General features: G+C 63.5%; 23 protein-coding genes. 8 read left to right on the top strand and 15 right to left on the bottom strand.

Annotated elements, in window-relative coordinates; translation table 11 throughout:
• Positions 1–68: 68 nt before the first annotated feature.
• The 8 genes from ACIPZC_RS12165 to ACIPZC_RS12130 form a co-directional block, all read right to left on the bottom strand.
• Positions 69–272, bottom strand: coding sequence for a formate dehydrogenase subunit delta (locus ACIPZC_RS12165; RefSeq protein WP_241803196.1), 204 nt, complete (start codon positions 270–272; stop codon positions 69–71).
• Positions 269–3,148 (bottom strand): formate dehydrogenase subunit alpha, encoded by a 2,880-nt coding sequence (gene fdhF / locus ACIPZC_RS12160; protein ID WP_400627129.1) that lies wholly within the window; start codon positions 3,146–3,148, stop codon positions 269–271. Before fdhF ends, ACIPZC_RS12165 begins: the two co-directional genes overlap by 4 nt.
• A complete protein-coding gene (locus tag ACIPZC_RS12155; RefSeq protein WP_400627127.1) occupies positions 3,145–4,704 on the bottom strand; it encodes a formate dehydrogenase beta subunit in 1,560 nt (519 codons plus the stop codon). Before ACIPZC_RS12155 ends, fdhF begins: the two co-directional genes overlap by 4 nt.
• Positions 4,698–5,180: a formate dehydrogenase subunit gamma gene (locus tag ACIPZC_RS12150; protein WP_267822331.1), complete on the bottom strand. Its 483-nt coding sequence runs from the start codon at positions 5,178–5,180 to the stop codon at positions 4,698–4,700. Before ACIPZC_RS12150 ends, ACIPZC_RS12155 begins: the two co-directional genes overlap by 7 nt.
• 236 nt (positions 5,181–5,416) lie before the next feature.
• A complete protein-coding gene (locus tag ACIPZC_RS12145; RefSeq protein WP_400627125.1) occupies positions 5,417–6,574 on the bottom strand; it encodes a glutathionylspermidine synthase family protein in 1,158 nt (385 codons plus the stop codon).
• Between the two features lie 2 nt (positions 6,575–6,576).
• Positions 6,577–7,263, bottom strand: coding sequence for a DUF1190 domain-containing protein (locus tag ACIPZC_RS12140; RefSeq protein ID WP_400627123.1), 687 nt, complete (start codon positions 7,261–7,263; stop codon positions 6,577–6,579).
• A gap of 26 nt (positions 7,264–7,289) precedes the next feature.
• Entirely contained in the window at positions 7,290–7,715 is a 426-nt protein-coding gene (locus tag ACIPZC_RS12135; protein ID WP_267822325.1) for a DUF350 domain-containing protein, read from the bottom strand.
• 13 nt (positions 7,716–7,728) lie between these two features.
• Positions 7,729–8,328, bottom strand: coding sequence for a DUF2491 family protein (locus ACIPZC_RS12130; protein WP_400627120.1), 600 nt, complete (start codon positions 8,326–8,328; stop codon positions 7,729–7,731).
• Positions 8,329–8,900: 572 nt separating this feature from the next.
• Between ACIPZC_RS12130 and dusA the strand changes: the two genes are divergently transcribed.
• From dusA to ACIPZC_RS12115, 3 genes are all read left to right on the top strand, one after another.
• Complete coding sequence (dusA, locus tag ACIPZC_RS12125) at positions 8,901–9,908, top strand: tRNA dihydrouridine(20/20a) synthase DusA (RefSeq protein ID WP_400627118.1); 1,008 nt, start codon at positions 8,901–8,903, stop codon at positions 9,906–9,908.
• Between the two features lie 194 nt (positions 9,909–10,102).
• Positions 10,103–11,029 carry a transaldolase gene (gene tal, locus ACIPZC_RS12120; RefSeq protein WP_241803187.1) on the top strand — a complete coding sequence of 309 codons (927 nt, stop codon included), beginning with the start codon at positions 10,103–10,105 and terminating at the stop codon, positions 11,027–11,029.
• A gap of 143 nt (positions 11,030–11,172) precedes the next feature.
• Positions 11,173–13,035 carry an alkaline phosphatase D family protein gene (locus tag ACIPZC_RS12115; protein ID WP_400627116.1) on the top strand — a complete coding sequence of 621 codons (1,863 nt, stop codon included), beginning with the start codon at positions 11,173–11,175 and terminating at the stop codon, positions 13,033–13,035.
• Positions 13,036–13,087: 52 nt separating this feature from the next.
• Here the strand turns inward: ACIPZC_RS12115 and rssC are convergent, their stop codons facing one another.
• Together rssC and rssB are read right to left on the bottom strand one after the other, a co-directional pair.
• Complete coding sequence (gene rssC, locus ACIPZC_RS12110; RefSeq protein ID WP_039602918.1) at positions 13,088–13,570, bottom strand: anti-sigma factor antagonist RssC; 483 nt, start codon at positions 13,568–13,570, stop codon at positions 13,088–13,090.
• Entirely contained in the window at positions 13,567–14,751 is a 1,185-nt protein-coding gene (gene rssB, locus ACIPZC_RS12105) for a two-component system response regulator RssB (RefSeq protein WP_241803404.1), read from the bottom strand. Before rssB ends, rssC begins: the two co-directional genes overlap by 4 nt.
• Positions 14,752–15,020: 269 nt before the next feature.
• Here rssB and ACIPZC_RS12100 point away from each other — a divergent pair, with 269 nt between their 5' ends.
• A complete protein-coding gene (locus tag ACIPZC_RS12100) occupies positions 15,021–15,320 on the top strand; it encodes a PilZ domain-containing protein (protein ID WP_267822315.1) in 300 nt (99 codons plus the stop codon).
• Positions 15,321–15,611: 291 nt separating this feature from the next.
• On the opposite strand, the gene ACIPZC_RS12095 is transcribed toward ACIPZC_RS12100, so the two are convergent.
• A complete protein-coding gene (locus tag ACIPZC_RS12095) occupies positions 15,612–16,319 on the bottom strand; it encodes a VacJ family lipoprotein (protein WP_400627113.1) in 708 nt (235 codons plus the stop codon).
• Positions 16,320–16,507: 188 nt separating this feature from the next.
• Between ACIPZC_RS12095 and ACIPZC_RS12090 the strand changes: the two genes are divergently transcribed.
• Positions 16,508–17,071, top strand: coding sequence for a phosphonoacetaldehyde phosphonohydrolase-related protein (locus ACIPZC_RS12090; RefSeq protein ID WP_400627111.1), 564 nt, complete (start codon positions 16,508–16,510; stop codon positions 17,069–17,071).
• 123 nt (positions 17,072–17,194) lie between these two features.
• Positions 17,195–17,458 carry a DUF4404 family protein gene (locus ACIPZC_RS12085; RefSeq protein WP_241803182.1) on the top strand — a complete coding sequence of 88 codons (264 nt, stop codon included), beginning with the start codon at positions 17,195–17,197 and terminating at the stop codon, positions 17,456–17,458.
• Between the two features lie 75 nt (positions 17,459–17,533).
• Here ACIPZC_RS12085 and queF read toward each other — a convergent pair whose 3' ends face one another.
• A complete protein-coding gene (gene queF / locus ACIPZC_RS12080; RefSeq protein WP_400627108.1) occupies positions 17,534–18,364 on the bottom strand; it encodes an NADPH-dependent 7-cyano-7-deazaguanine reductase QueF in 831 nt (276 codons plus the stop codon).
• Between the two features lie 68 nt (positions 18,365–18,432).
• Positions 18,433–18,936, bottom strand: coding sequence for a plastocyanin/azurin family copper-binding protein (locus ACIPZC_RS12075; RefSeq protein WP_400627106.1), 504 nt, complete (start codon positions 18,934–18,936; stop codon positions 18,433–18,435).
• Positions 18,937–19,087: 151 nt separating this feature from the next.
• Here ACIPZC_RS12075 and cinR point away from each other — a divergent pair, with 151 nt between their 5' ends.
• Together cinR and ACIPZC_RS12065 are read left to right on the top strand one after the other, a co-directional pair.
• Positions 19,088–19,768 (top strand): two-component system response regulator CinR, encoded by a 681-nt coding sequence (gene cinR / locus ACIPZC_RS12070; RefSeq protein ID WP_267822305.1) that lies wholly within the window; start codon positions 19,088–19,090, stop codon positions 19,766–19,768.
• Complete coding sequence (locus tag ACIPZC_RS12065; RefSeq protein ID WP_400627104.1) at positions 19,768–21,105, top strand: heavy metal sensor histidine kinase; 1,338 nt, start codon at positions 19,768–19,770, stop codon at positions 21,103–21,105. The genes cinR and ACIPZC_RS12065 overlap by 1 nt, the downstream gene beginning before the upstream one ends.
• 41 nt (positions 21,106–21,146) lie before the next feature.
• On the opposite strand, the gene ACIPZC_RS12060 is transcribed toward ACIPZC_RS12065, so the two are convergent.
• The gene (locus ACIPZC_RS12060) at positions 21,147–22,388 is read right to left on the bottom strand and encodes a lipoprotein-releasing ABC transporter permease subunit (RefSeq protein WP_241803178.1); all 1,242 of its coding nucleotides are present in this window, start codon (positions 22,386–22,388) and stop codon (positions 21,147–21,149) included.
• 56 nt (positions 22,389–22,444) lie between these two features.
• Positions 22,445–23,128 (bottom strand): lipoprotein-releasing ABC transporter ATP-binding protein LolD, encoded by a 684-nt coding sequence (gene lolD, locus ACIPZC_RS12055; protein ID WP_172655298.1) that lies wholly within the window; start codon positions 23,126–23,128, stop codon positions 22,445–22,447.
• Between the last annotated feature and the right edge of the window lie 5 nt (positions 23,129–23,133).

Genomic DNA, 23,133 nt, shown 5'->3' with positions numbered 1-23,133 from the left:
TATCACCGGCAAGCCGGCACCCCAGGGGTGCAAGCGCTTGCTAGCGACGGGGCCGCGCAGACGAACGCTTAAGCCAAGGCTTCCATCACCTTGGGGTCCAAGCCCTCACCGGCATGGGCCTGGGCCCATTCCCCCAACTGCCTGCGCATCGCTGGGGTCCAGAAGTTCTGCAAGTGCTGCTGCACCCCTTTCACCGCCAACGCATGATCAGGCTCGCTGTCGAAGTAATGGGCAATCTGGTTGGCCATCTTGACCAGGTTTTCGCTGCTCATCGGCGCACCTCGGCCTGTTCAGGCTTGCCGGCCGTGCGCCGCTCCTTGAGCAGGCGCCGCTGTTCATCGCTGAAGTCCTGGTAGCGCTTTTGCCACTGCGACGGGTGGAACACCTTGACCACCTCCACCGCCGTTACCTTGTATTCCGGGCAGTTGGTGGCCCAGTCGGAGTTGTCGGTAGTGATCACGTTGGCGCCGGACTCGGGGAAGTGGAAGGTGGTGTACACCACCCCCGGTGCCACACGCTCACTGATTTTGGCGCGCAGTACCGTCTGCCCCGCACGGCTGCCGATGCCGACCCAGTCGCCGTCATGGATGCCGCGGCTTTCGGCGTCAGTGGGGTGCAGTTCCAGGCAGTCGGCAGCATGCCAGGCGACGTTGGCGGTGCGCCGGGTCTGGGCACCGACATTGTACTGGCTGAGAATGCGCCCGGTGGTCAGCAGCAGGGGGTAGCGGCTGTTGACCTTCTCGTCGGTGGGCACATAGCCGGTGAGCATGAAGCGCCCCTTGCCCCGCACGAACTGATCGATGTGCATGGTCGGCGTGCCGTCGGGCGCGGCCTCGTTGCAGGGCCACTGCAGGCTGCCATGGCGGTCGATCTCGGCGTAGCTGACGCGGTGGAAGGACGGCGTCAGGCGGGCGATTTCGTCCATGATCTCGGACGGATGGCGGTAGCTCATCGGGTAGCCCAGGGCATTGGCCAAGGCGACGGTGGCCTCCCAGTCAGCCTTGCCGGCCAGCGGCTGCATCACCTTGCGTACCCGCGAAATGCGGCGCTCGGCATTGGTGAAGGTGCCGTCCTTTTCCAGGAACGAGCTGCCCGGCAAGAACACGTGGGCGAACTTGGCCGTCTCGTTGAGGAAGATGTCCTGCACCACCACGCACTCCATGGCCCGCAGCGCGGCCGTGACGTGCTGGGTATTGGGGTCGCTCTGGGCGATGTCCTCACCCTGGCAGTACAGCGCCTTGAAGCTGCCGTCCAGCGCCGCTTCGAACATGTTGGGGATGCGCAGGCCCGGGTCGGGCTGCAGGGTTACGCCCCAGGCCTGCTCGAACTCGGCACGCACGGCCTCGTTGGAGATATGCCGGTAGCCTGGCAGCTCATGGGGGAACGACCCCATGTCGCACGAGCCCTGCACGTTGTTCTGCCCCCGCAGCGGGTTTACGCCCACCCCTTCACGGCCGATATTGCCGGTGGCCATGGCCAGGTTGGCGATGCCCATCACCGCGGTGCTGCCCTGGCTGTGTTCAGTCACGCCCAGGCCGTAGTAGATCGCTGCGTTGCCGCCTGTGGCATACAGCCGGGCGGCGGCGCGGATCTGCTCGGCGGGCACGCCGCACACGGGGCCCTGCACTTCAGGGGCGTTTTCCGGGAGGCTGACGAAGTCGCGCCAGCGGGCGAAGGCCTCACCCTCGCAGCGCTCGTCGATGAAGCGCTGGGCCAGCAGCCCCTCGCTAACGATCACATGGGCCAAGGCGTTGAGCATGGCCACGTTGGTGCCCGGGCGCAGTTGCAGGTGCAGCTCGGCACGGGCGTGGGGCGAATCCACCAGGTCGATGCGCCGCGGGTCGATCACGATCAGCCGCGCGCCTTGGCGCAGGCGGCGCTTGAGCTGCGAGCCGAACACCGGGTGGGCGTCGGTGGGGTTGGCACCGATCACCAGGATCACGTCGGCCTGCATGACCGAATCGAAACTCTGGGTGCCCGCCGACTCACCGAGGGTCTGCTTGAGGCCGTAGCCGGTGGGCGAATGGCACACCCGCGCGCAGGTGTCGACGTTATTGTTGCCAAACGCCGTGCGCACCAGTTTCTGCACCAGGTAGGCTTCTTCGTTGGTGCAACGGCTGGAGGTGATGCCACCGATGGAATCGCGCCCGTACTTGAGCTGGATGCGGCGGAACTCGCTGGCCGCGTAGGTGACGGCCTCATCCCAGCTGACTTCCTGCCACGGGTCATCCAGGTGCTTGCGGATCATCGGTTTGCTGATTCGGTCAGGGTGGGTGGCATATCCCCAGGCGAAGCGGCCCTTGACGCAAGCGTGGCCGTGGTTGGCGCCGCCGTTCTTGTCCGGGACCATGCGGACCAGTTGGTCACCCTTCATTTCGGCACGGAACGAGCAACCCACGCCACAGTAAGCGCAGGTGGTGATCACCGCGCGTTCCGGCTGGCCGATCTGCACCAGGCTTTTTTCGGTCAGTGTGGCCGTCGGGCAGGCTTGCACGCAGGCACCGCACGACACGCATTCGGAGGTGAGGAAGTTGTCACCACCGGCTGCCGCCACCCGCGACTCGAAGCCGCGCCCGGTGATGGTCAGGGCGAAGGTGCCTTGGATATCCTCGCAGGCACGCACGCAGCGGCTGCAGACGATGCACTTGCTGGGCTCGTAATCGAAGTACGGGTTGGACTCGTCCTTCTGCTCGGCCAGGTGGTTGGCGCCGTCATAGCCGTAGCGCACCTCCCGCAGGCCGACTTGGCCGGCGACCGTCTGCAGTTCGCAGTTGCCGTTGGCCGAGCAGGTCAGGCAGTCGAGCGGGTGGTCAGAGATGTACAGCTCCATGACGTTGCGGCGCAGGTCAGCCAGGCGTGGCGTTTGGGTGCGCACCACCATGCCTTCGCTGACAGGCGTGGTGCAGGACGCCGGGTACCCGCGCATGCCATCGATCTCGACCATGCACATGCGGCAGGAGCCGAAGGCCTCCAGGCTGTCGGTGGCACACAGTTTGGGGATGCTGGTACCCAGCAGGGCTGCGGCGCGCATTACTGAGGTGCCCGCCGGTACGCTGACACTGCGCCCGTCGATGTTCAGGCTGATCTGCACATCACTGTGGCGTTCAGGGGTACCCAGATCGGTCTCGGGGTCGAAGTAATTGATCACTGCGCGGCCTCCGTGGTGGTCAGCCCGAAATCGGCCGGGAAATACTTGAGGGCGCTGGCCACCGGGTAGGCGGTCATACCGCCCATGGCGCACAGCGAGCCGTACTGCAGGGTGTCGCACAGGTCGCGCAGCAGCAGCGCCTGGTCATGGCGCTCGGTGAGGTCGCTGCTGGCAATCAGGCGGTCGACCACCTCCATCCCGCGGGTAGAACCGATGCGGCAGGGCGTGCACTTGCCGCAGGACTCTTCGGCGCAGAACTGCAGGGCAAAGCGCGCCATGCTGGCCATGTTCAAGGTGTCGTCGGCCACCACCACGCCGCCGTGGCCCAACATCGCCCCCATGGCGGCGAAGGCCTCGTAGTCCAGCGGGGTGTCAAAGTGACTGGGCGGCACCCAGGCACCCAAAGGCCCCCCGACCTGGGCGGCCTTCAGCGGCCGGCCACTGGCGGTGCCACCACCGTAGCCTTCCACCAGGTCCCGCAGGGTCAGGCCAAAGGCGCGCTCTACCAGGCCGCCGTGGCGGATGTTGCCGGCCAGCTGGAACGGCATGGTGCCAAGCGAACGCCCCATACCGAAATCGCGGTAGAACGCCGCACCCTTGGCCAGAATGGTGGGCACCGAAGCCAGGGTGAGCACGTTGTGCACCAGCGTCGGCAGGCCGAACAGGCCCTGCAGGGCCGGTAGTGGCGGCTTGGCGCGGACGATGCCGCGCTTGCCCTCGATAGATTCGAGCAGCGCGGTTTCCTCACCGCAGATATAGGCACCGGCACCCACCCGTACTTCCAGGTCGAAGGCCTGACCGCTACCGGCCACGTCGGCACCGAGATAACCGGCGTCGCGGGCAATCACCAAGGCCTGATCGAGCACGCGGATCGCGTCGGGGTATTCCGAGCGCACGTAGATATAGCCCTTGTCGGCACCCACTGCGAGGCCGGCGATGATCATGCCTTCGATCAGCAGGAAGGGGTCACCTTCCATCAGCATGCGGTCGGCGAAGGTGCCGGAGTCGCCTTCGTCGGCGTTGCACACCACGTACTTCTGCCCTGCCCCGGCGTCACGCACGGTGCGCCATTTGATACCCGCCGGGAACGCCGCACCGCCACGGCCGCGCAGGCCGGAATCGAGCACGGCGGCCACCACGTCGGCGCCGCCCAGCGCAACGGCTTGCTCAAGGCCGGCAAAGCCGCCGTGGGCGCGGTAGTCATCCAGCGACAATGGCCGGGTGATGCCGGCGCGGGCGAACAGCAGGCGTTGCTGGGTCTTGAGGTAAGGGAGCGCTTCCACGGGCCCGAGCGCCAGCGAATGGCTGCCGGGGTCGGCCGCCAATGCATCGAGCAGCGTAGGCACATCCTCAGGGGTGACCGGGCCGAAACCCTGCCGCCCATCAGCGCGCTCGCACTCTACCAGTGGCTCGAGCCAATACAGGCCACGCGAACTGGTGCGCTGAATGTCCAGCGCCACCTGCCGTTGCTCAGCCTCGCGCAGCAACGCCTCGACAACCTGGTCGGCACCCACGGCGCGGGCCACCGAGTCGCAGGGGATGAACAGCTTCAGCATGCTGTGCCCTCCAGGCAACCGTTGACCAGCGCGCGAAGGCGCTCAGGGGTCAGGCGCGCATGCACCTGGCCATCGAGTTCAAGGGCCGGCGAGCAGGCGCATGCGCCCAGGCAGTACACCGGGCGCAGGCTGATGGCGCCGTCGGCGCTGGTGCCATGGTCGTCCAGTGCCAGCTGTTCACGCAGCTGTGCGGCCAGTGCCTCGCTGCCACGGCTCTGGCACGATTCGGCGCGGCACAAGCGCAGGGTATGGCGTGCCGGCGGCGCGGTACGGAAATCGTGGTAGAAGCTGATCACCCCGCGCACCTCGGCCAGGCTGAGGTTGAGGGCATGGGCAATGTCGGCGACGGCGGCATCAGGGATGAAACCGATGCTTTCCTGCACGGCATGCAGGATCGGCAAGAGTGCACCAGGGGTGTCCTGGTGGCGGCTCAGGATATCGTGGATAACGGGCAGGTGAAGCAATTGATCAGGCATACAGCGGACCTCGGCATCACGGCCCCCGCCAGATTGTTGTAGTAGGCAGGTGACCGGCGTGTTCTGCTGCGGCACACCGCCCACGTCACGGTCGCGTGGTTGTCGGTGGCCTCCTTGCCGCTGGCCGTGCGTCTGCGCGCACTGGGCTCAAGGGCATTTCACAAGCATGGCACTTGTGGCGCCGAACGGATGCACGCGAACGACCAGGCGCATCCTGAAACCGACCAGAGGGGCGGTCAGCCCAAAACCACATGCGGCAAGAAGCGTGAACTGTCCTTGGTGATAAGCGAATCATCTTCACGAATGCCAAGCCCTGAGGCCTTGTCGCCGATCACCCACGAACCAATCAGCGTGTAACTGTCAGCGAACTTCGGCAAAGGTGCAAAAGCCTGCAGAATATAGGGCGCATCGTCATAGGGCCCGTCTGCAAAGACCCGCCGCCCATCCTCGGTGTGGATATCCACGTTGGCGCCCTCACGGGAGAAGTACGGCTTGCGCACCCAGCCCTTGGGCACCGGGGCCTGCGGATTGTCATCGACAAAAGCCGGCAGCAGGTTCGGATGCCCTTCGAACCACTCCCACAATAACGGCAGGATGCCTTTGTTGGAGATGAGTGCCTTCCAGGGCGGCTCGACAAACTGCGTGTCGCAGCCGGTAATCGCCTGGCCGAAATCCTCATGGAAGATATGCTCCCACGCATGCAGCTTGAACAGGCGCTGGATGGGCTGGCTTTGGAGGTCGACGAACCGGCCATTGTCGTGCAGGCCGATGTCTTCCAGGTCGATATGCCGCGTGCGGACACCCGCATGCTCGGCCATCCTGCGCAGGAAATCAGTGGTGCCACGGTCCTCCAGCGAGCCTGAGATGGTCGAGAAATAGAACGTACCCTGCCCCGGCATCGCCGCAAACGCCTGCACCAGGTCTTCGGCCAGGGTATTGAACTGGCTGGCGTGCGCAGGCAACAGCCCGCGCGCTATCTGCTCCTCCAGCCAGATCAGCTGGAACGCGGCCGCCTCGTAAAGTGAGGTTGGCGTATCGTAATTGGCTTCGATGAGCTTCGCCGGGCCATTGCCGTCGTAACTGAAGTCAAAGCGCCCGTACAGGTGCGGCTGTGCCTGCTTCCAGGACCTACGCACCAGGTCGAAGAAGGCCGGTGGGATGGCCAGGCGGGCCATGAGCGCTTCGCTGTCGACGATGCGCCCGACCGCCTCCAGGCACATAGCGTGCAGCGCTTCGGTCGGCGCTTGCAGGTCTCGAACCACCTGAGCTTCGCTGAATTGGTAGTAACCGCTCTCGTCCCAGTAACGCTGACCTTCGATGGTGTGGAAGGCGAACCCCTCACGCTCGGCAGTCGCGCGCCAGTCGGGGCGCTCTGCCAGCTCTACCTTGCGCATGCTCACCCCCCGAAAAAGCTACCGGACTTGCCACTCCAGCCGCTACGGGCTGTGGCCTGGCTGCCAAAGCCACCCCGGGTGATCGACCCTGATGAGGCTGCGTGAGGATCCTTGCGGCTCCATCTGCCGCCACCGCCGGACGAACCTGCGCTGCTTTGTTCATCCTCCCTGGCACGCTGGATTTCACCCAAGGCCCCATTGTGCGGCCCAGGGCGCGTTGCACTGCCGTTGGCGTACACAGGCTGTGCGCGGAAACGACGGTCGCGGCTCCGGGCCTGCCCGAGCAGCATCCCGGCCACCGCGGCGCTGGCAATATGCCCATAGCCCCCACCCTGAGCGTAGCCAGCATCCAGTTGTGACTGGGTCACCTCAACGGCACTTTCCAGTTCGAACCCGTTCATGCGGGGCATGTACCGCCCATCGACGGTGGTCAGGCAATTGTCTGCACCGAACTGCGCCTCACACGCGCTCTGGAACGCGAACGTCGGCGCCTGGCGAAGATAGTCGCTGTGCGCCTGCTGGTAGGCATCGGTGCAGACAGCGATCGGCATATAGTCATTTACGCAGGCAGCAACGGTGTCGTAATTGGTCTTTTGGCTGACCGTATACAATTCTTCCTGCGGACCACAGGCCGTCAGCGCCAGGGGTAACGAACCGGCCAGTACCAGCTTGAAGGAACTGCGTTTCATCGGCGATTTCATTGGCACCCTCCTGCTCAGGCCGAAGGCGTCATGCAGGCCGAGTTCAGAAAGCCGACGCTGATGGCCACGCTTGCGGCGTAGATGGCAGCTGCCAGCTCGCCCTGGGCGATGCGCTGGGACAGGCCACGCAGCACCAGGCTGGTCAGGCCGAAGGCGATCAACTGCACCACCGCTGCGATCACCACCCAGGCGACGAAGTCGAGAATGCTGACGCTGTAGGCGATGATGTTGCTGGCCGGCAGCGAAAAACCGATCAGCGAACCACCCAGAGCAATAGCGGCTGCAGGGTTGTTCTGGCGAATCAGGGCGAACTCGCGGTGCGGCGTGAGGCGGGTGTAGATGAACTGGAACAGCCAGAACATCAGCAGGGCCACACTGATATAGAGGATGAAGCCCGTCACCGCCGAGGCGTTGAGGGACAGGCGCAAAGCGTCGAGCATGGGGAAATCCTTGTCAGGTTACGTGAAAGTCCGTGGGGAATAGGGTCACACCCAGCGAGGTGGTGTAGGTGAGCGCACCGTACTCATCTTCTTCGACCGACAGCAGCAGAAATTCGCGCCGGTACGGCAAACCGGTGTCACGGGCATAGAGCATGCACAGGTGCTGGATGCGGTACCGTGCCTCGGGGCTGGTAACCGCCTCGCACAGCGCAACCCATTCGGCGAGCCCCGCTTCGCGGCCCCATTGCCGGGAATACAAATTACCTTCGTGTTCGAAGATCGGCATGCCGGCCTTCGGTGCGCTACCGGTCAGGCTTTGCAGGTGCACCTGGTCATTGACGGCGACTGCACTGTGGTAGCCGAACAGCACGATATCGCCCGGTTCGGCGCCGTTCATCAGCACCTGTAACCAGTAGTCTTGGTTGTCCAGGTAAAAACGCACCAGGCGCACCGATTGGCCGAGTTCGACCTCGCCAATGGCCCAGACTGTTTCCGGGCCAGGTACCTGAAGCGCTGAGATGCCGTCCAGCAACGGTTTCAGTGAAGGGGCAGGTGTGAAGGTGCTGCCACTGCGCAGGCCAAATGGCAGGCTGGCCTGGTGTAAAAGCGACATAGAAAGCTCCCTGGGGTCGCGGCTATCCTTGCTGAGGGCGGCACATTAGCGGGTTTCAGTGCCAAGACCAAGGCTGACCCTGTGTGGAGGTTTGACGCTCGTGATGCGTGGGGCCTATTGGTCTCATCGCTTGGTAGCGGCCAAATCCAAGTTCGGGCTTGCAGGCCCGGCCGCAGTTTTTGCAGCGGCCCATCGAGACTAGGGAGCTCGGATTTCCATTGCAATGCCTCAAGGGTGCTGAAAGGGTGATTCAGAAACGGACTACAAGCCAGCATCCCGTATCTGTAGGAAACCGTTCAAAACCATCCTGCGGGAAGACGGGCAGAGACCTTTCACATCGTTCACTCACGTTTTCCGCGGCCCTCACTTGCCTATGAACAGGCGAACATCCAGCGCTCTTGGTAAACTAGGACATCCTTTCTATGAGGCTGGTATTGACGGGGTAGCTCACCGCCACATCCGCCTTGTTCCTTGCTTGTATTCCTTGCCATTTTTTTCGGTGTTACCCAGGTGAATGAGGCTGATTCACAGCAAAAGCCCGAATAAATTGGTACAAAAATGCGTAGACCTGAATGCTCCTAGATACTGCAACCCCACAAACTTCGCGCCCTGAGCCTTCCCGCCGCTTCAGCGTTGCGCCGATGATGGACTGGACCGACCGCCACTGCCGGTTCTTCCTGCGCCTGCTATCCCGGCACACCTTGCTCTACACCGAAATGGTCACCACCGGCGCCCTGCTGCACAACGACGCGCACCGTTTCCTGCGCCACGATGTGTCCGAACATCCGCTTGCCCTGCAGCTGGGCGGCAGTGTGCCAGCCGACTTGGCGGCCTGCGCGCGCCTGGCCGAACAAGCGGGCTATGACGAGGTGAACCTCAACGTCGGCTGCCCCAGCGATCGGGTGCAGAACAACATGATCGGCGCTTGCCTCATGGCCCACCCGGCGCTGGTGGCCGATTGCGTCAAGGCCATGCGTGATGCGGTGTCGACGCCGGTGACGGTGAAGCACCGCATTGGTATCAATGGCCGTGACAGCTATGCAGAACTGTGCGACTTCGTCGGGCAGGTACGGGACGCCGGGTGTCGCAGTTTCACCGTGCATGCGCGCATCGCGATTCTCGAAGGGCTTTCGCCCAAGGAAAACCGTGAGATCCCGCCGCTGCGCTACGACGTGGCTGCGCAGCTGAAAGCGGACTTTCCGGACCTTGAGATCGTGCTCAACGGTGGCATCAAGACCTTGGCCGAGTGCCAGATGCACCTGGAGACGTTCGATGGGGTGATGATGGGGCGCGAGGCGTACCACAACTCGTATGTGCTGGCTGAAGTGGATCAGCTGCTGTTTGGCAGTGATGCGCCGGTGGTCAGCCGTAGCGAGGCGATGGCGCAGTTGCGGCCGTATATCGTGGCGCATATGGAAAGTGGCGGTGCGATGCATCACGTCACCCGGCATATTCTGGGGTTGGGCCAGGGCTTCAAAGGGGCGCGGCGGTTCCGGCAGTTGCTGTCGGCGGATATTCACAAGGCGCCTGAGCCGCTGGCGGTGTTCGACCAAGCGGCGGAGTTGTTGCAGGGGCGGTAAGGGGGGCTGGCGGGCCCCATCGCCGGCAAGCCGGCTACCACCGATCGCGGGTGAAGCTTTCAAGGTGATGGGGAACCTCGTGCTGGCGGGTGACTCGAATCATCACCCAGACAATTCGCCACCGCCCCGCTGGCCCCTTGAGCGGCCGTCGGGGCTCGGGTAATGTCGAGACATCGCACAGGACAGAGCACGCCATGACTTCCAAGCTGGAACAACTCAAGCAGTTCACCACCGTGGTCGCCGACACCGGGGACCTGGACGCCATCACCCGCCTCAAGCCGGTCGATGCCACCACCAACCCGTCGTTGCTGCTCAAGGCTGCCGCCATCCCGGGCTATGCCGACCTGCTCAAGCAGGTCAAAAGCGATGCCAAGGGCAATGTCGACCTGGCGTGCGACAAGTTCGCCGTGGCGGTGGGCGCGGGCATTCTGAAAGTGATCCCTGGGCGCATCTCCACCGAAGTGGATGCACGCCTGTCGTTCGACGAACCGGCACTGCTGAGCAAGGCCCGCCAACTGATCGAGCTTTACCAGGCCGCCGGCATCTCCAAAGACCGCGTGCTGATCAAGCTGGCCTCCACCTGGGAAGGCATCCGCGCCGCCGAGCAGCTGGAGAAGGAAGGCATCCAGACCAACCTGACCCTGCTGTTCTCCTTCGCCCAGGCACAGGCGTGCGCCGATGCCGGCGTGTTCCTGATTTCCCCGTTCGTGGGCCGTATCTATGACTGGTACAAGAAGAGCACCGGCCAGGAATACGTGGGCGCCGATGACCCGGGCGTCCAGTCGGTCACGCGCATCTACAACTACTACAAGGCCAACGGCTACGACACCGTGGTCATGGGCGCCAGCTTCCGCAACATCGGCCAGATCGAGCAACTGGCTGGCTGCGATCGCCTGACCATCAGCCCGGAGCTGCTGCAGCAACTGAGCGATGACCAGGGCGAGCTGCCGCAGGTGCTCAAGCCGGGCAATGCCGGCGAGGCCAAGCAGGTGCTCAGCGAAAGCCAGTTCCGCTGGGCGATGAACGAAGACGCCATGGGTACCGAGAAACTGGCGGAGGGCATTCGCCAGTTCGCCCGTGACCAGGAGAAGCTGGAAAAGCTGATGGCTGACAAAGCCTGATACATTTTAGGTTTGCCAGGCGGGCGGTGAATGTTCAGCATTTTCCGCCCGCTTTGCTTTAGCCTTGCAACAAGCGTTCTGAATTCAAAGGCCTGTTCGCGACGGTTCGCCGTGACCGGGCCGATTAGCCACCAGAGCTGTCCATGACTTCCTCCCCTTTGCCCCTTGTTCTCGCCGGCCCTGTACTGCGCCGCCTGGAGCCTCAGCGCCTGGCCATCTGGCTGGTCGGCAGCCAACCCTTGCAGCTGGCGTTCAGCTTGGACGGCGCGGCCAAGGTGGATTGCCAGGTCGTACCGATCGGTGAGCACGCCTTCATCCACCTGCTGGACATCGACTTTGCCCAACCGCTGCCCTGCAACGTCGAACTCGAATACGACCTGCTGATCGACGGCCAAGGTATCGCTGACTGGGCGCCGCACCTGCTCTACCCAGGCCGCCAGCGGCCAAGCCTGGTGCTGCGCGACCGCCTGGACCAGTTGCTGCACGGCTCTTGCCGCAAACCACACCACCCCGCTGCCGATGGCCTGCTCTGCGCAGACAGGCTGCTACAGGCCTGTACGCGCCCGGAAGAGCGCCCGGCCGTGCTGTTGATGACGGGGGACCAGGTCTACGCCGATGATGTAGCAGGGCCGATGCTACGGGCCATTCATTCGCTGATCGAGCGCCTAGGCCTGTTCGATGAACACCTGGACGGCGCAGTCGTGGCCGACAGCAGGTCGCTGTATGACCACCCGGCCAGCTATTACCATCGCGCCGACCTGCTGCCGGCCCAGGAACGTAACGAAACCCTGCGCGAGCGATTCTTCGGCGGCAAGCGCAAACCCATCTTCTCCTCAAGCAATGCCGACAACCATCTGGTGACGTTCGCCGAGGTCATGGCCATGTACCTGCTGGTCTGGTCACCCACCCCTTGGCAACTGGTAGCGCTCGACATGCCTGCGGGCCTTGCCGACCCGCACCAGGCGCGCTACCGCAAGGAACTGCCGCTGATCCAGGCGTTCGCCGACAACCTGGGCCAGGTGGCGCGGGTGATGGCGCACTTACCTTGCCTGATGATCTTCGACGATCACGACATCACCGATGACTGGAACCTGTCGGCGCAGTGGGAAGAAACAGCCTACGGCCACCCATTCTCGCGACGCATCATCGGCAATGCCCTGCTCGGCTACCTGCTGTGCCAGGCCTGGGGCAACGACCCGCAAGGCTGCAAGGCGTTGGTCGGGCAGTGCCAGGCGCTGGCCAGCCCGCAACTGGACAGCCAGCAACACGACCACCTGATCGGTGAACTGCTGCGCTTTCAGGGCTGGCAGTTCAGCCTGCCAAGCAACCCGCCCCTGCTGGTGCTGGACACCCGCACCCGGCGCTGGCGCAGCGAAAGCGACCTGGCCAAGCCTTCCGGCTTACTGGACTGGGAGGCGTTGTGCGAACTGCAGCAAGCATTGCTCGACCACCCTTCGGCGATCATCGTGTCACCGGCGCCGATCTTCGGGGTAAAGCTGATCGAGACGGTGCAGAAAGTGTTCAGCTGGCTGGGCCACCCGCTGCTGGTAGATGCCGAGAACTGGATGGCCCACCGCGGTGCCGCCCAGGTGATCCTGAATATCTTCCGCCACTCGCGCACACCGGGGCACTACGTAATCCTGTCAGGGGACGTGCATTATTCGTTCGTGTACGAGGTGCTGATTCGCCAACGCCAGCAGCGCAGCCCGCACTTGTGGCAGGTCACCAGCAGCGGGATCAAGAATGAATTCCCCCGCCGCTTGCTGGACGTGCTGGACCGGCTCAACCGCTGGCTCTACTCGCCGCGCTCGCCGCTGAACTGGTTTACCCGGCGGCGCGAGATGGAGGTGGTGCCGCGCACGCCCAGCCAGAGCAAGGCAGGGGAACGCCTGTGGAATGGGGCGGGGCTGGGGCAGGTGTTCTTCGATGAGCAGGGGCGCCCGGCACGGGTGTTTCAGCTCGATGCCAAGGGGGGTGAGGCTACGGAGTTTGCGCGGCCAGACTAGCTGATGCGGCCCTGTGGCGAGTTACCCGCCAAGGGCCCAGGCAGCCGCCAGGTCAGGAGCGCTCCAGCGCATTCACCAAGTCATGGAAGGCTTCACGGTTGGAGTCATTCAGGCCCATCAGAATCTTGTGCGCCTCCAGCACCTTGGAGCGCACCACCTCTTCGTTCTGGTCCTGGGATGGCAGGTCGGTCAGGCATTCCGGGCAAGGCACCGGGCGATCGACGATGTTGAACACCTGATCGAAGCCCATCGATTGCAGCAGCCGCGAAATATCCGGGTTGGTGGTGACCACGGTCGGTAGCAGGCCGACCTTCTGCCGCGACAGGATCGACAGCTTGGCCAGCAGCCCCAGGGTGGTGCTGTCGATGCTCTCGGTTTCGGTGAGGTCGATGACGATGGCCGAGAAATTCAGCGCGGTGAAGATTTTCTCGATCGTCGCATCCAGTGCCGAACACAAGGTCAGGCGCACTTCACCGACGAATTTCAGCACGAAGGTACCGCTTTGCTCGGCGAACTGGATTCTACCGGTACTCATTGAAGGTTCCTGCTTAACACCAATAGGGCGATATCATCCGGCATCTCCCCAAGCGTAGCCAATCCAAATCGTTGGCGCAGCCCATCCAGGCTACCACCCGCTGCCTTGACGATCTCCGGCAAGGCGGCTTCTTTATCTTTGAGCGTGTCCCCTGGCAAAAGGTCCAGGATGCCGTCTGACATCAGTGTCAGGCTGAACTGCGGGGGCAGTTCCATCACCAGGTCCTGGTAGGTGGCCTCATCGAACAGGCCCACCGGCAGGCCACGGCCTTCCAGGTAGCGGGCCTGGCCTGGGGTATACAGCACCGGCAGCGGCAAGTGGCCGCCCACGGCATAGGTCAGCAGGCCGGTTTCTTCATCGATCACACCACCGACCATGGTCACGTGCTTGCCCAGCTTGCAGTTGATCAGGCCACGGTTTATGTGGCTGAGCACTTGCGAAGGCTTGAATTCACGCAGCTTGCTGCTGCGCTTGAATTCGAACATCAGCCGGGTGGTCATGAACTTCAGCAGCACGGTGACGAACGCCGACGACGCGCCATGCCCGGAGACATCGGCAAGGTAGAAGGCAATACGCCGTTCATCCACGCGGAAATAGTCGGCGAAGTCGCCAGACAGGTACAGCGATGGGATGATCTGGTGCTCGAAGGCGAACTCCCCGGCAACCCAGGGGCTCTCTGGCAGCATGTTCATCTGCACCTGACGACCGGCAGTCTGGTCCTCCTGCAACAGGTGCAGGCTGGCCTCCAGTTCCCGGTTGGCTGCCTCGAGCTTGTCGCGGTAACGCTGGTTTTCCACTACCAGACGCGAACGATCCAGCGCACGGCGCACCGAATGTTCGAGCACGGCAAGGTCTTCCAGCGGCTTGATCAGGTAATCGGCAGCGCCCAGGCGCAAGGCCTCGACCGCGTCGCTCATCACGCCAGCACCCGATACCACGATCACCGGCAACTGCGGCGCCCGCTCACTGACCTGGCGGATCAGCTCAAGGCCGCCCATCTGCGGCATGCGCAGATCGCAGATCACGAGGTCGGGCTGGTGTTCTTCAAAGACCTGGAGCCCCTGCTGGCCATTACCGGCCTGGAGGACGCTGAAGCCACTGTCTTCCAGATAGGCGGCGAGGCTCGCACGGACCACGTCGTCATCATCGATGATCAGCAGCGTTGCACTGATTTTCTGCATGTGGGCGAACGGCGCCGATTTAGGTTGGTGCAGGGGCGTCTGCAAGGCTGACATCCGACTGCTGGAATACTCTGCGGTGACACTCTACTTGAGTTGTAGGCCAAGAAGACGGCCCAGGCAACCGGCAGAGGTACTGTCTAAGGCGCAGACGGTACTCCCATCCGCCAGGCGTTTCAAGCATGCGTGGGTCGAGTTCGGTGCTCTTTACAGGCGAAATCACCGAGAGTTATAAGAAAGCGACCTGTGCAACCCGATGAGAAGGATGCAGCATGCCTACCACGCCCTCCAATCACAGCGAGAAACGCGACTTCATTCGCATGCGCATCGACACCGAAGTCAGCCTGCTGCATGCCGGCCAGGTGATCGCAGCGGTATGCCTGGACCTGTCCAGCAGCGGCATGCAGGTGCAGGCGCCGCAGCGTTTTCAAGTAGGCGACACCCTGGAGGTCCGGATCGATTCCGACCACCCTGCCCTCAAGGGCCTGCATGCCAGCGCCGAAGTGGTGTGGATCGCCGACCAACCCGGCGGGCAGCAGAAATTTGGCCTGCGCATCTTGGCCATGCATTGATCTGTTACGAAAAAGGCGAGCCGGAGGTTGATGCCAGATACTCGCTGCCCGGGCTATTGCAGCGCTGCTGTGGGGCTGCTGCGCACCCCAATCGCCGGCAAGCCGGCTCCCACCACGACCGTGCAGTGCTTCAGGCCTGCGCTTTAGCTGTGGAAGCAATTGTCTTGCTCAACTTATAAAGCTGGCGCGATCCCTGTGGGAGCCGGCTTGCCGGCGATGGGGCCGCACAGCGGCCCCAGGCCCCTCGGCTGACAGCCATCACCCGATGGTCGCCGACCTCGTGTTCCTCAATCAAAAATCGTCTTCGACCTCGCCATCCTTGACCTTGAACTCGCGGTTCTGCAGGTAGGCATTGCGAATGAAGATGTACTTGTCGCCCTGAATCAGCTTTTCAGCCGACAAAAGGCTGGCCCGGGTATCGACCACATCCAGGGCAAAGATCGAGTTGCGGGTCGGCACATGGTCGATGTAGCGGTACGGCTTGGTGTAGCCGTCCGGGTATTTCGCCAGGCCATCGCGAACGGTGCTCGGGCCCAACAGCGGAATCACGACGTACGGACCGCTGGGCAAACCCCAGTAACCGAGCGTCTGGCCGAAGTCTTCGTCGCTGCGCTGCAGGCCCATCTTGGTGCCCACATCGAAGAAGCCGCCCAGGCCGAAGGTGGTATTGACTATCAGCCGCGCCGTATCAACGCCGGCCGCATGCGGCTTGAGCTGCAGCACATTGTTGGCCAGGTTGGTGACATCGCCCAGGTTGCGGAAGATATTGTGGATGCCATCTTCGAGGAACTGGGGGGTGACAGCCTGGTAGCCCTGGGCCAATGGCTTGAGGGCATAGGTGTCGAGGATATCGTTGAAGCGGAAGATCGGCCGGTTGACCGCCTCCCAGGGATCGTCCTCGGTGGCCGCCTGGGTAGCCGCCACAGGCGCCAGCAGCAAGCTGGCACAGACACAGGCCTGGGTGACTCGCTCGATCACACCGGCACCGATCCTACGCATAGATGTTTCTCCATCGAATTTCTCGGCCGCTGGCGCAACGCATGCGCCGCAGGTAAGGCGGCAGTATAGAGGCTTGCGCGCTGATAAACACCCTTACACAGTTTTCCTAAATAATTGTGAGCAGTTACTACAAGTCACAGAGACGTAACAATCGCTGAATAGCCTGCGGCATATTTGGGGAGGTTAACATGCATGACGCACCTGCCTTCACCGCTGTGCTGTTCGGCCTGCGTGGTTGCCTGGTCCAGGCTGCCAATGGCGACCCCTCACCCGCACCCGGCGCCCTCGATACCCTGGCCGGCCTGCGCCGCCAACAGGTGCCATGCATCTGGCTCGATGACCTGAGCAGCCCACAGGGCAAACGCCTGGCCAGCGTGCTGCCGGACTGGTTACCGGGGCACACGGCCAATGGCGTGCGATGGCCGGCGCCCAATGCCTGCTGGCAGGCGCTGATGGCGCTGGACAGCCAACGCCTGGACGGCTGCGTATTGGTCAGCGGCGAGCCGCGGCTGTTGCAATCGGGCCTCAACGCCGGGCTGTGGACAGTCGGCCTGGCCGCCTGCAGCCCATCCTGCGACCTCGGCTCGCAGCAATGGCAAGCCATGACCCCGCAGCAGCAGGAGCTGGCACGGGGCAAGGCCACGCTGGAGCTGTTCCGTCTGGGCGTGCACTCGGTGATCGACCACCTCGAAGCGCTAGACACCTGCCTGACCGACATCGCCCAGCGCCGCGGAAAGGGTGAAAAACCCTGATACAGCAGCGTTGACACGGATCATGCAAAGCAACAGCGGGTGGATTACGCTAGAAGACAGGTGCGAACCTTTGCCGCTTCGCTGAGGTCCATGCCTTGCCAAGCCATTGATGGAGAACAGCCAATGCCTGCCCGCGAATTGCAAGAGCGCCTGAACAGCTTGCGCGAGCAACTGGATCGAAACGTACCGCTTACCGATGAGGAGCTGGCCGCGCTGCATGAGGAAGCCAGACAGATCGAGGCGCAACTGAAGCTTGAAGAAGCCACACCAGACAACAACCTGGTCGATGGTGTGAACCTGGCCATAGAGCGTTTCGAGGCCGAGCATCCCGACCTCACCGCCACCCTGCGCAGCATCGCCAACTCGCTGCACAGTATGGGGATCTGAAACTGCAAGGGGCCGCTTCGCACCCCATGCCGGCAAGCCGGCATGGGGTGCGAAGCGGCCCCAATCACTCGAACCTTACTGGCGCACCAGGCGCACGTTCTCAGGGCTGATCACCCCGGTGCTGCGGTATGGGTTGATATCCAGCCCGCCACGCCGCACATAGCGTGCATAAACCGTCAAATGCTCCGGCTCAAGCAGGTTCTTGAGGTCCAGGTAGATCCGCTCTACACACTGCTCATGAAAATCGGCATGCTGGCGGAAGCTGATCAGGTAGGTCAGCAGGCTCGCATGGTCCAGCGCCCTGCCCTTGTACTCGACCACCACACTGCCCCAATCCGGCTGGCCGGTTACCGGGCAGTTCGACTTGAGCAAGTGACTGTGCAGGGTTTCTTCGACCACCCGCTCAGGGTTGCAGCGCAGCAACTCTGGTTGCGGCTGCTCGTAATTATCGATGGTCACATCCAATGCATCGATGCACTGCCCCGGCAGCGCCACCACGCCTTGCGCCTCTACTTCTGCCAAGGTGCGCACCTGCACGCTCACAGGCTTGCCAGCGGCGGCCGACAGGTCCTTCGCTAGGCATGCCTGCAACTCGCCGAGGGTGGCGAACACCGTCTGGTTCAGTGAGTTCAGGTAGAGCTTGAACGACTTCGATTCGATGATGTTCGGCGAATCGGCAGGGATGGCGAACTCCCCTATCGCCACCACGGGCTTGCCGGACGGCAACAGCCAGGACAGCTCGAAGCAGTTCCAGTAATCCACCCCGTGCCACGGCAGGGTCTGGGCGGTCACACCCAGCTCGGCCCACTTGGCCGTGCGCGGGATAGGGAAGAGCAACGAAGGTGTGTAGGTGGCAATGTATTCGCTGGATTTGCCCAGCGGGGAATGTTCGGCGGCGGGATGCATGGAAACTGACCTGAAGGTTCGGAAATGCCCTTAGTCTACCGGTTTTACAGCCCGCCTTGGAGCGCCAGTCACTCGATGGTCAATGGCCCGACCATGCCGGCCTGGTAATGCCCAGGTACGTTGCAGGCGAATTCGATGGGCGCCGACTGGCGGAAGGTCCAGGTCAACTCGGCGCGCTGGCCGGGCTGCACCAGGACTGTGTTGCCAGCATCATGGCCGTGGGCACCATGGTCCACCTGGCCGTGGCCCGTCCCTTCGTGATCCATGCCAGCGGTGAACAGCTTGCCTTGCATGGCGATCATTTCTTTCTGGTGCTGGGCGTGCATGGCCTTGTCGCCCAGGTTGAACTCATGGGGCAGCTTGCCCTCGTTGATCAGGACGAACCGTACCGTCTCACCCGCCTTGACGTGCAGGTTGGCGGGCTCGAAGGCGATGTCCTTGAGCACAACTTCGACCGTGCGTGTGGCCTTGGCCGCCGGGGCCGGCTCGCCGAAGGCGAAGCTTTTGCCGGTGTCGGCGAGGGTGGGCAGGCTTACCAGGGCAAGCGCAGCGGCGATGAACAGGCGTTTCATGATGACTCCAGACTTGCAGCGGGTATGAGGCCACTTTAGAAGGGGCTGACTGGCAGCGACCTGACGGCAAGATTACAACTTTGTCAGCTTGGGCGGCGGCCGACATAGTCACGTATCATTTCAGCCCTTACACCGCCCATCTGGACGCCGCATGAAACTGCTGATTGTCGAAGACCAGGCCCGCACCGGCCAGTACCTGAGCCAAGGCCTCAGCGAAGCCGGCTTCGCCACCGAGCTGGTCGCAGACGGCGAAACCGGGCAGCACCTGGCGCTTACCGGCGACCACGACCTGCTGATCCTCGATGTGATGCTCCCGGGTCGTGACGGCTGGCAAATCCTCCAGGCGGTGCGCCAGGCGGGCCTGGACACGCCGGTGCTGTTCCTCACTGCTCGCGACGCAGTGGAGGACCGTGTGCACGGCCTGGAGCTGGGTGCCGACGATTACCTGGTCAAGCCTTTCGCCTTTTCCGAACTGCTGGCCCGGGTTCGCAGCCTGCTACGCCGCGGTGCCAGCCCCAGCCAAGAGACGCAGCTGGCCTTGGCCGACCTGCGCCTGGACGTGTTGCGCCGCCGGGCAGAGCGCGCCGGCCAACGCATCGACCTGACCGCCAAGGAGTTCGCCCTGCTTGAATTGCTGCTGCGTCGGCAAGGCGAAGTGTTGCCCAAATCGTTGATCGCTTCGCAAGTGTGGGACATGAATTTCGACAGCGACACTAACGTCATCGAGGTCGCCATCCGCCGCCTGCGCCTGAAAATCGACGACCAGCACCGCAACAAGCTGATTCACACCGTACGCGGCATGGGTTATGTGCTCGAAGAGCGCCACGACTGATGCGCAGGCTTTCCCTTGGCAGCCGCCTGGCCCTGTTGTTCGCCGCGTGTACCGCTGCCGTTTCGCTGGGGGCGGGGCTGCTGTTCAACCGTGCCAGCGAGCAACATTTCGTTGAGCTGGACCAGCAACTGCTCGAATCACGCCTGTCGCTGTTACGCACCCGGCTTTCCGGCCTGCAACGCCCTGCCGACCTGCACGCGCAGCTGGCAGCCCTGCGCCACGAGCTCAGCCACCAGGGCGACCTGGCCTTGCGTATCAATGGCAGCGATGGCAGCCCTTGGTACGCCAGCCGCCGCGCGCTGCCAGACGCGCCGGCCAACCCCGGGCTGGCAACGGTCCATGCCGACGGTATCGACTACCGCAGCCTGGCCGTGCCGCTCAACAACAGCGCCCGCCTTACGCTGTTTCTCGACATCACCCATCACCAGCATTTTCTGCAGGGCATGCAACGCCTGATCTGGTTCACCGTCGGCCTGTCCGCGCTGGCCACGGCACTGCTTGGCGCCTGGGCCGCGCGCCGCGGACTGAAGCCATTACGGCAGATGGGCCAGGTGGCCGCCAGCGTGTCAGCACGCTCGCTGACCACCCGCCTGCCGGTGGCGCAGCTACCCGAAGAACTGGCAGAACTGGGCACTACCGTGAACGCCATGCTGCAGCGCCTGGATGACGCCTTCCAGCGCCTGTCGGCGTTCTCGGCCGATATCGCTCACGAGCTGCGCACGCCGCTGTCAAACCTGCTGACCCACACCCAAGTCACCCTCACCCGCCCACGCAGCCTTGAGCAGTACCGCGAAGCACTGCACGGCAACCTCGAGGAGCTGCAGTGGATGGCGCAGATGATCAACGACATGCTTTTCCTGGCCAAGGCCGACCATGGCTTGCTGGCACCAGGGCAGGCAATGCTGATGCTGCATGACGAGGTAGACGCGCTGCTGGAGTATTACGCGCCCCTCGCCGAAGACAACGCAGTGCAGCTGCTGCGTGAGGGTGAGGCGACGCTGAAGGGCGACCGGCATATGCTGCGCCGGGCACTGTCCAACCTGCTCGATAACGCGCTGCGGTTTACCCCGGCAGGCGGGCAGATATGCGTGACGCTGGGGCCTGGTGGACAGGTGTGCGTGGCCAATACCGGCAAGCCGATCGAGGCGGCTTCATTGCCCAGGCTGTTTGACCGGTTTTATCGGGTGGACCCAGCGCGCCGCGAGGGCAGTAGCGAACATGCCGGGCTGGGCCTGGCAATCACCCGGTCGATCATCCAGGCCCATGGCGGGAGCATCCGGGCACAGTGCGAGAACGGTTGGACGCGGTTTTTGATCGAGTTCAGCGAGCCGCTATAGAGACCGGGGGCGCTTTGCACCCCCATGATCTCAGTGACCGATCAGCCCGCCAGGCCGATCGCCGGCTGCACCTGCGAAGCGCGGTATGCCGGATAGATGGTCGCCAGGAAGCTCATCACCAGCCCGGCGGTGCAGATGATCGCCACATCCCCCCACTGCAACTCGGAAGGCAGACTGCTGATGAAGTACACATCCGAGGTGAAGATGTGCTGCCCGCTCACCCGCTCCAGCCAGCCGACGATCTGGCTGACATTGAACGCAGCGATCACCCCGAGCACGCCGCCGATCACTGTGCCGACAATACCGATCAGGCTGCCCTGAACCATGAAGGTGCCCATGATCTGCGCCGGGGTAGCCCCCAGGGTGCGCAGGATGGCGATGTCCGGCCCCTTGTCGTTCACCACCATCACCAGGGTGGCGATGATGTTGAACGCCGCCACGGCGATGATCATCAGGAGCAGCAGGCCGATCATGGTCTTTTCCATCTTCATGGCACTGAACAGGCTGCCCTGGGTGTGCGACCAGTCATCGGCGCGGTAGGCATCGCCCAGGCTGGCAGCAATGGCCTTGGACACTTGCGGCGCGGCATACAGGTCGTGCAGCTTGAGGCGCACGCCCTGTACCTGGCCGGGCGCCCAGCGCTGCATCTCGCCGGCGTCGGCCACATGCATGTAAGCCTGCGAACCGTCCAGCTCGGCTCCCACCTTGAAGATGCCGACCACGGTCAGGCGCTGCATGCGCGGGGTGATGCCGCCCGGCTCCTTGCTGATTTCCGGCACGATCAGGGTCAGTTTGTCGCCGGTATTGAGACGGAACCGGCGCGCAGTCAGCTCGCCGATCACCACCCCGTACTCACCCGGCTGCAGGGCCTGCAGGCGCCCCTGCACGATGTGCTGGCCGACGATCGAGACCTTGCCTTCTTCGGCCGGGTCTATGCCGCTGACCTGGATGGGCTGCATTGCACCTTTGTAGGAGAGCATGCCCTCCATCTCGGTGATCGGCGCAACCGCCATCACGGCTGGGTTTTGCAGTGCTGCATCGGCAGCCTTGCGCCAGTCGTCCAGCGGCTGCACGCCGAGGATGCTGGCGTGTGGCACCAGGCCGAGGATGCGCGAGCTCATCTCGCGCTGGAAGCCATTCATCACCGACAGCACCACGATCATCGCCAGCACGCCCAGGGACAGGCCGATCATCGAGGTCATCGAGATGAACGAGATGAAATGGTTGCGGCGCTTGGCACGGGTGTAGCGCGCACCGATGAACAAGGGCAAGGGTCTGAACATGTAAAACACCCACTGAAAAAGTTGCGGGGCGGCTCAGGCCACCCCGTGCACGCGGCTCAGATCGCCACCAGATGACCGTCGTCGAGTTTCAGCACACGGTCCATCTGCCGTGCCAGGTTGAGGTCGTGGGTCACCACCAGAAATGCCGTGCGCGAGGCGCTGGACAGTTCCTGCATCAACTCCTGGATGCCTTGGGCGGTGTGGTGGTCGAGGTTGCCGGTCGGCTCATCGAGCATGACCAGGCCCGGCCGGTTGACCAGCGCGCGGGCAATGGCCACCCGTTGCCGCTCACCACCCGACAGCTCGGCCGGCTTGTGGTGCAGGCGGTGGCCCAGACCGACACGCTTGAGCAGTGCCTCGGCGCGCTCACGGGCCTCGGGGATCGCGGTGCGCCCGATCAGCAGCGGCATGCACACGTTCTCCATGGCGGTGAACTCGGGCAGCAGGTGGTGGAACTGGTAGACGAAGCCCAGCTCGCGGTTGCGCAGCAGGCCGCGGGCCCGCTCGCCAAGCGCCGACAGCTCTTCGCCGGCCAGCCAGACGCTGCCTTGGGTCGGCCGATCGAGGCCGCCCAGCAGGTTGAGCAAGGTGCTCTTGCCCGAACCGGAACTGCCGACGATGGCCACCCGCTCCCCGGCGTGCAGCTCGAGGTTGAGCCCGGCCAGCACTTGCACCGACTCCGGGCCCTCGTCGTAGGACTTGCCCAAATTGCGGCAACTCAGAACGGCTTTATCACTCATGCGCG

Source organism: Pseudomonas sp. NPDC089743 (assembly GCF_044748785.1).
Taxonomy (GTDB): domain Bacteria; phylum Pseudomonadota; class Gammaproteobacteria; order Pseudomonadales; family Pseudomonadaceae; genus Aquipseudomonas; species Aquipseudomonas putida_X.
This window is presented reverse-complemented; position numbering and strand designations above follow the sequence as displayed.

Excerpts from the sequence above, each read along its gene's own strand:
- ACIPZC_RS12165 (WP_241803196.1), bottom strand. The coding sequence starts at position 272 with ATGAGCAGCGAAAACCTGGTCAAGATGGCCAACCAGATTGCCCATTAC.
- ACIPZC_RS12155 (WP_400627127.1), bottom strand. The coding sequence starts at position 4,704 with ATGCTGAAGCTGTTCATCCCCTGCGACTCGGTGGCCCGCGCCGTGGGT.
- ACIPZC_RS12150 (WP_267822331.1), bottom strand. The coding sequence starts at position 5,180 with ATGCCTGATCAATTGCTTCACCTGCCCGTTATCCACGATATCCTGAGC.
- ACIPZC_RS12145 (WP_400627125.1), bottom strand. The coding sequence starts at position 6,574 with ATGCGCAAGGTAGAGCTGGCAGAGCGCCCCGACTGGCGCGCGACTGCC.
- ACIPZC_RS12140 (WP_400627123.1), bottom strand. The coding sequence starts at position 7,263 with ATGAAACGCAGTTCCTTCAAGCTGGTACTGGCCGGTTCGTTACCCCTG.
- ACIPZC_RS12135 (WP_267822325.1), bottom strand. The coding sequence starts at position 7,715 with ATGCTCGACGCTTTGCGCCTGTCCCTCAACGCCTCGGCGGTGACGGGC.
- ACIPZC_RS12130 (WP_400627120.1), bottom strand. The coding sequence starts at position 8,328 with ATGTCGCTTTTACACCAGGCCAGCCTGCCATTTGGCCTGCGCAGTGGC.
- dusA (WP_400627118.1), top strand. The coding sequence starts at position 8,901 with ATGCTCCTAGATACTGCAACCCCACAAACTTCGCGCCCTGAGCCTTCC.
- tal (WP_241803187.1), top strand. The coding sequence starts at position 10,103 with ATGACTTCCAAGCTGGAACAACTCAAGCAGTTCACCACCGTGGTCGCC.
- ACIPZC_RS12115 (WP_400627116.1), top strand. The coding sequence starts at position 11,173 with ATGACTTCCTCCCCTTTGCCCCTTGTTCTCGCCGGCCCTGTACTGCGC.
- rssC (WP_039602918.1), bottom strand. The coding sequence starts at position 13,570 with ATGAGTACCGGTAGAATCCAGTTCGCCGAGCAAAGCGGTACCTTCGTG.
- rssB (WP_241803404.1), bottom strand. The coding sequence starts at position 14,751 with ATGCAGAAAATCAGTGCAACGCTGCTGATCATCGATGATGACGACGTG.
- ACIPZC_RS12100 (WP_267822315.1), top strand. The coding sequence starts at position 15,021 with ATGCCTACCACGCCCTCCAATCACAGCGAGAAACGCGACTTCATTCGC.
- ACIPZC_RS12095 (WP_400627113.1), bottom strand. The coding sequence starts at position 16,319 with ATGCGTAGGATCGGTGCCGGTGTGATCGAGCGAGTCACCCAGGCCTGT.
- ACIPZC_RS12090 (WP_400627111.1), top strand. The coding sequence starts at position 16,508 with ATGCATGACGCACCTGCCTTCACCGCTGTGCTGTTCGGCCTGCGTGGT.
- ACIPZC_RS12085 (WP_241803182.1), top strand. The coding sequence starts at position 17,195 with ATGCCTGCCCGCGAATTGCAAGAGCGCCTGAACAGCTTGCGCGAGCAA.
- queF (WP_400627108.1), bottom strand. The coding sequence starts at position 18,364 with ATGCATCCCGCCGCCGAACATTCCCCGCTGGGCAAATCCAGCGAATAC.
- ACIPZC_RS12075 (WP_400627106.1), bottom strand. The coding sequence starts at position 18,936 with ATGAAACGCCTGTTCATCGCCGCTGCGCTTGCCCTGGTAAGCCTGCCC.
- cinR (WP_267822305.1), top strand. The coding sequence starts at position 19,088 with ATGAAACTGCTGATTGTCGAAGACCAGGCCCGCACCGGCCAGTACCTG.
- ACIPZC_RS12065 (WP_400627104.1), top strand. The coding sequence starts at position 19,768 with ATGCGCAGGCTTTCCCTTGGCAGCCGCCTGGCCCTGTTGTTCGCCGCG.
- ACIPZC_RS12060 (WP_241803178.1), bottom strand. The coding sequence starts at position 22,388 with ATGTTCAGACCCTTGCCCTTGTTCATCGGTGCGCGCTACACCCGTGCC.
- lolD (WP_172655298.1), bottom strand. The coding sequence starts at position 23,128 with ATGAGTGATAAAGCCGTTCTGAGTTGCCGCAATTTGGGCAAGTCCTAC.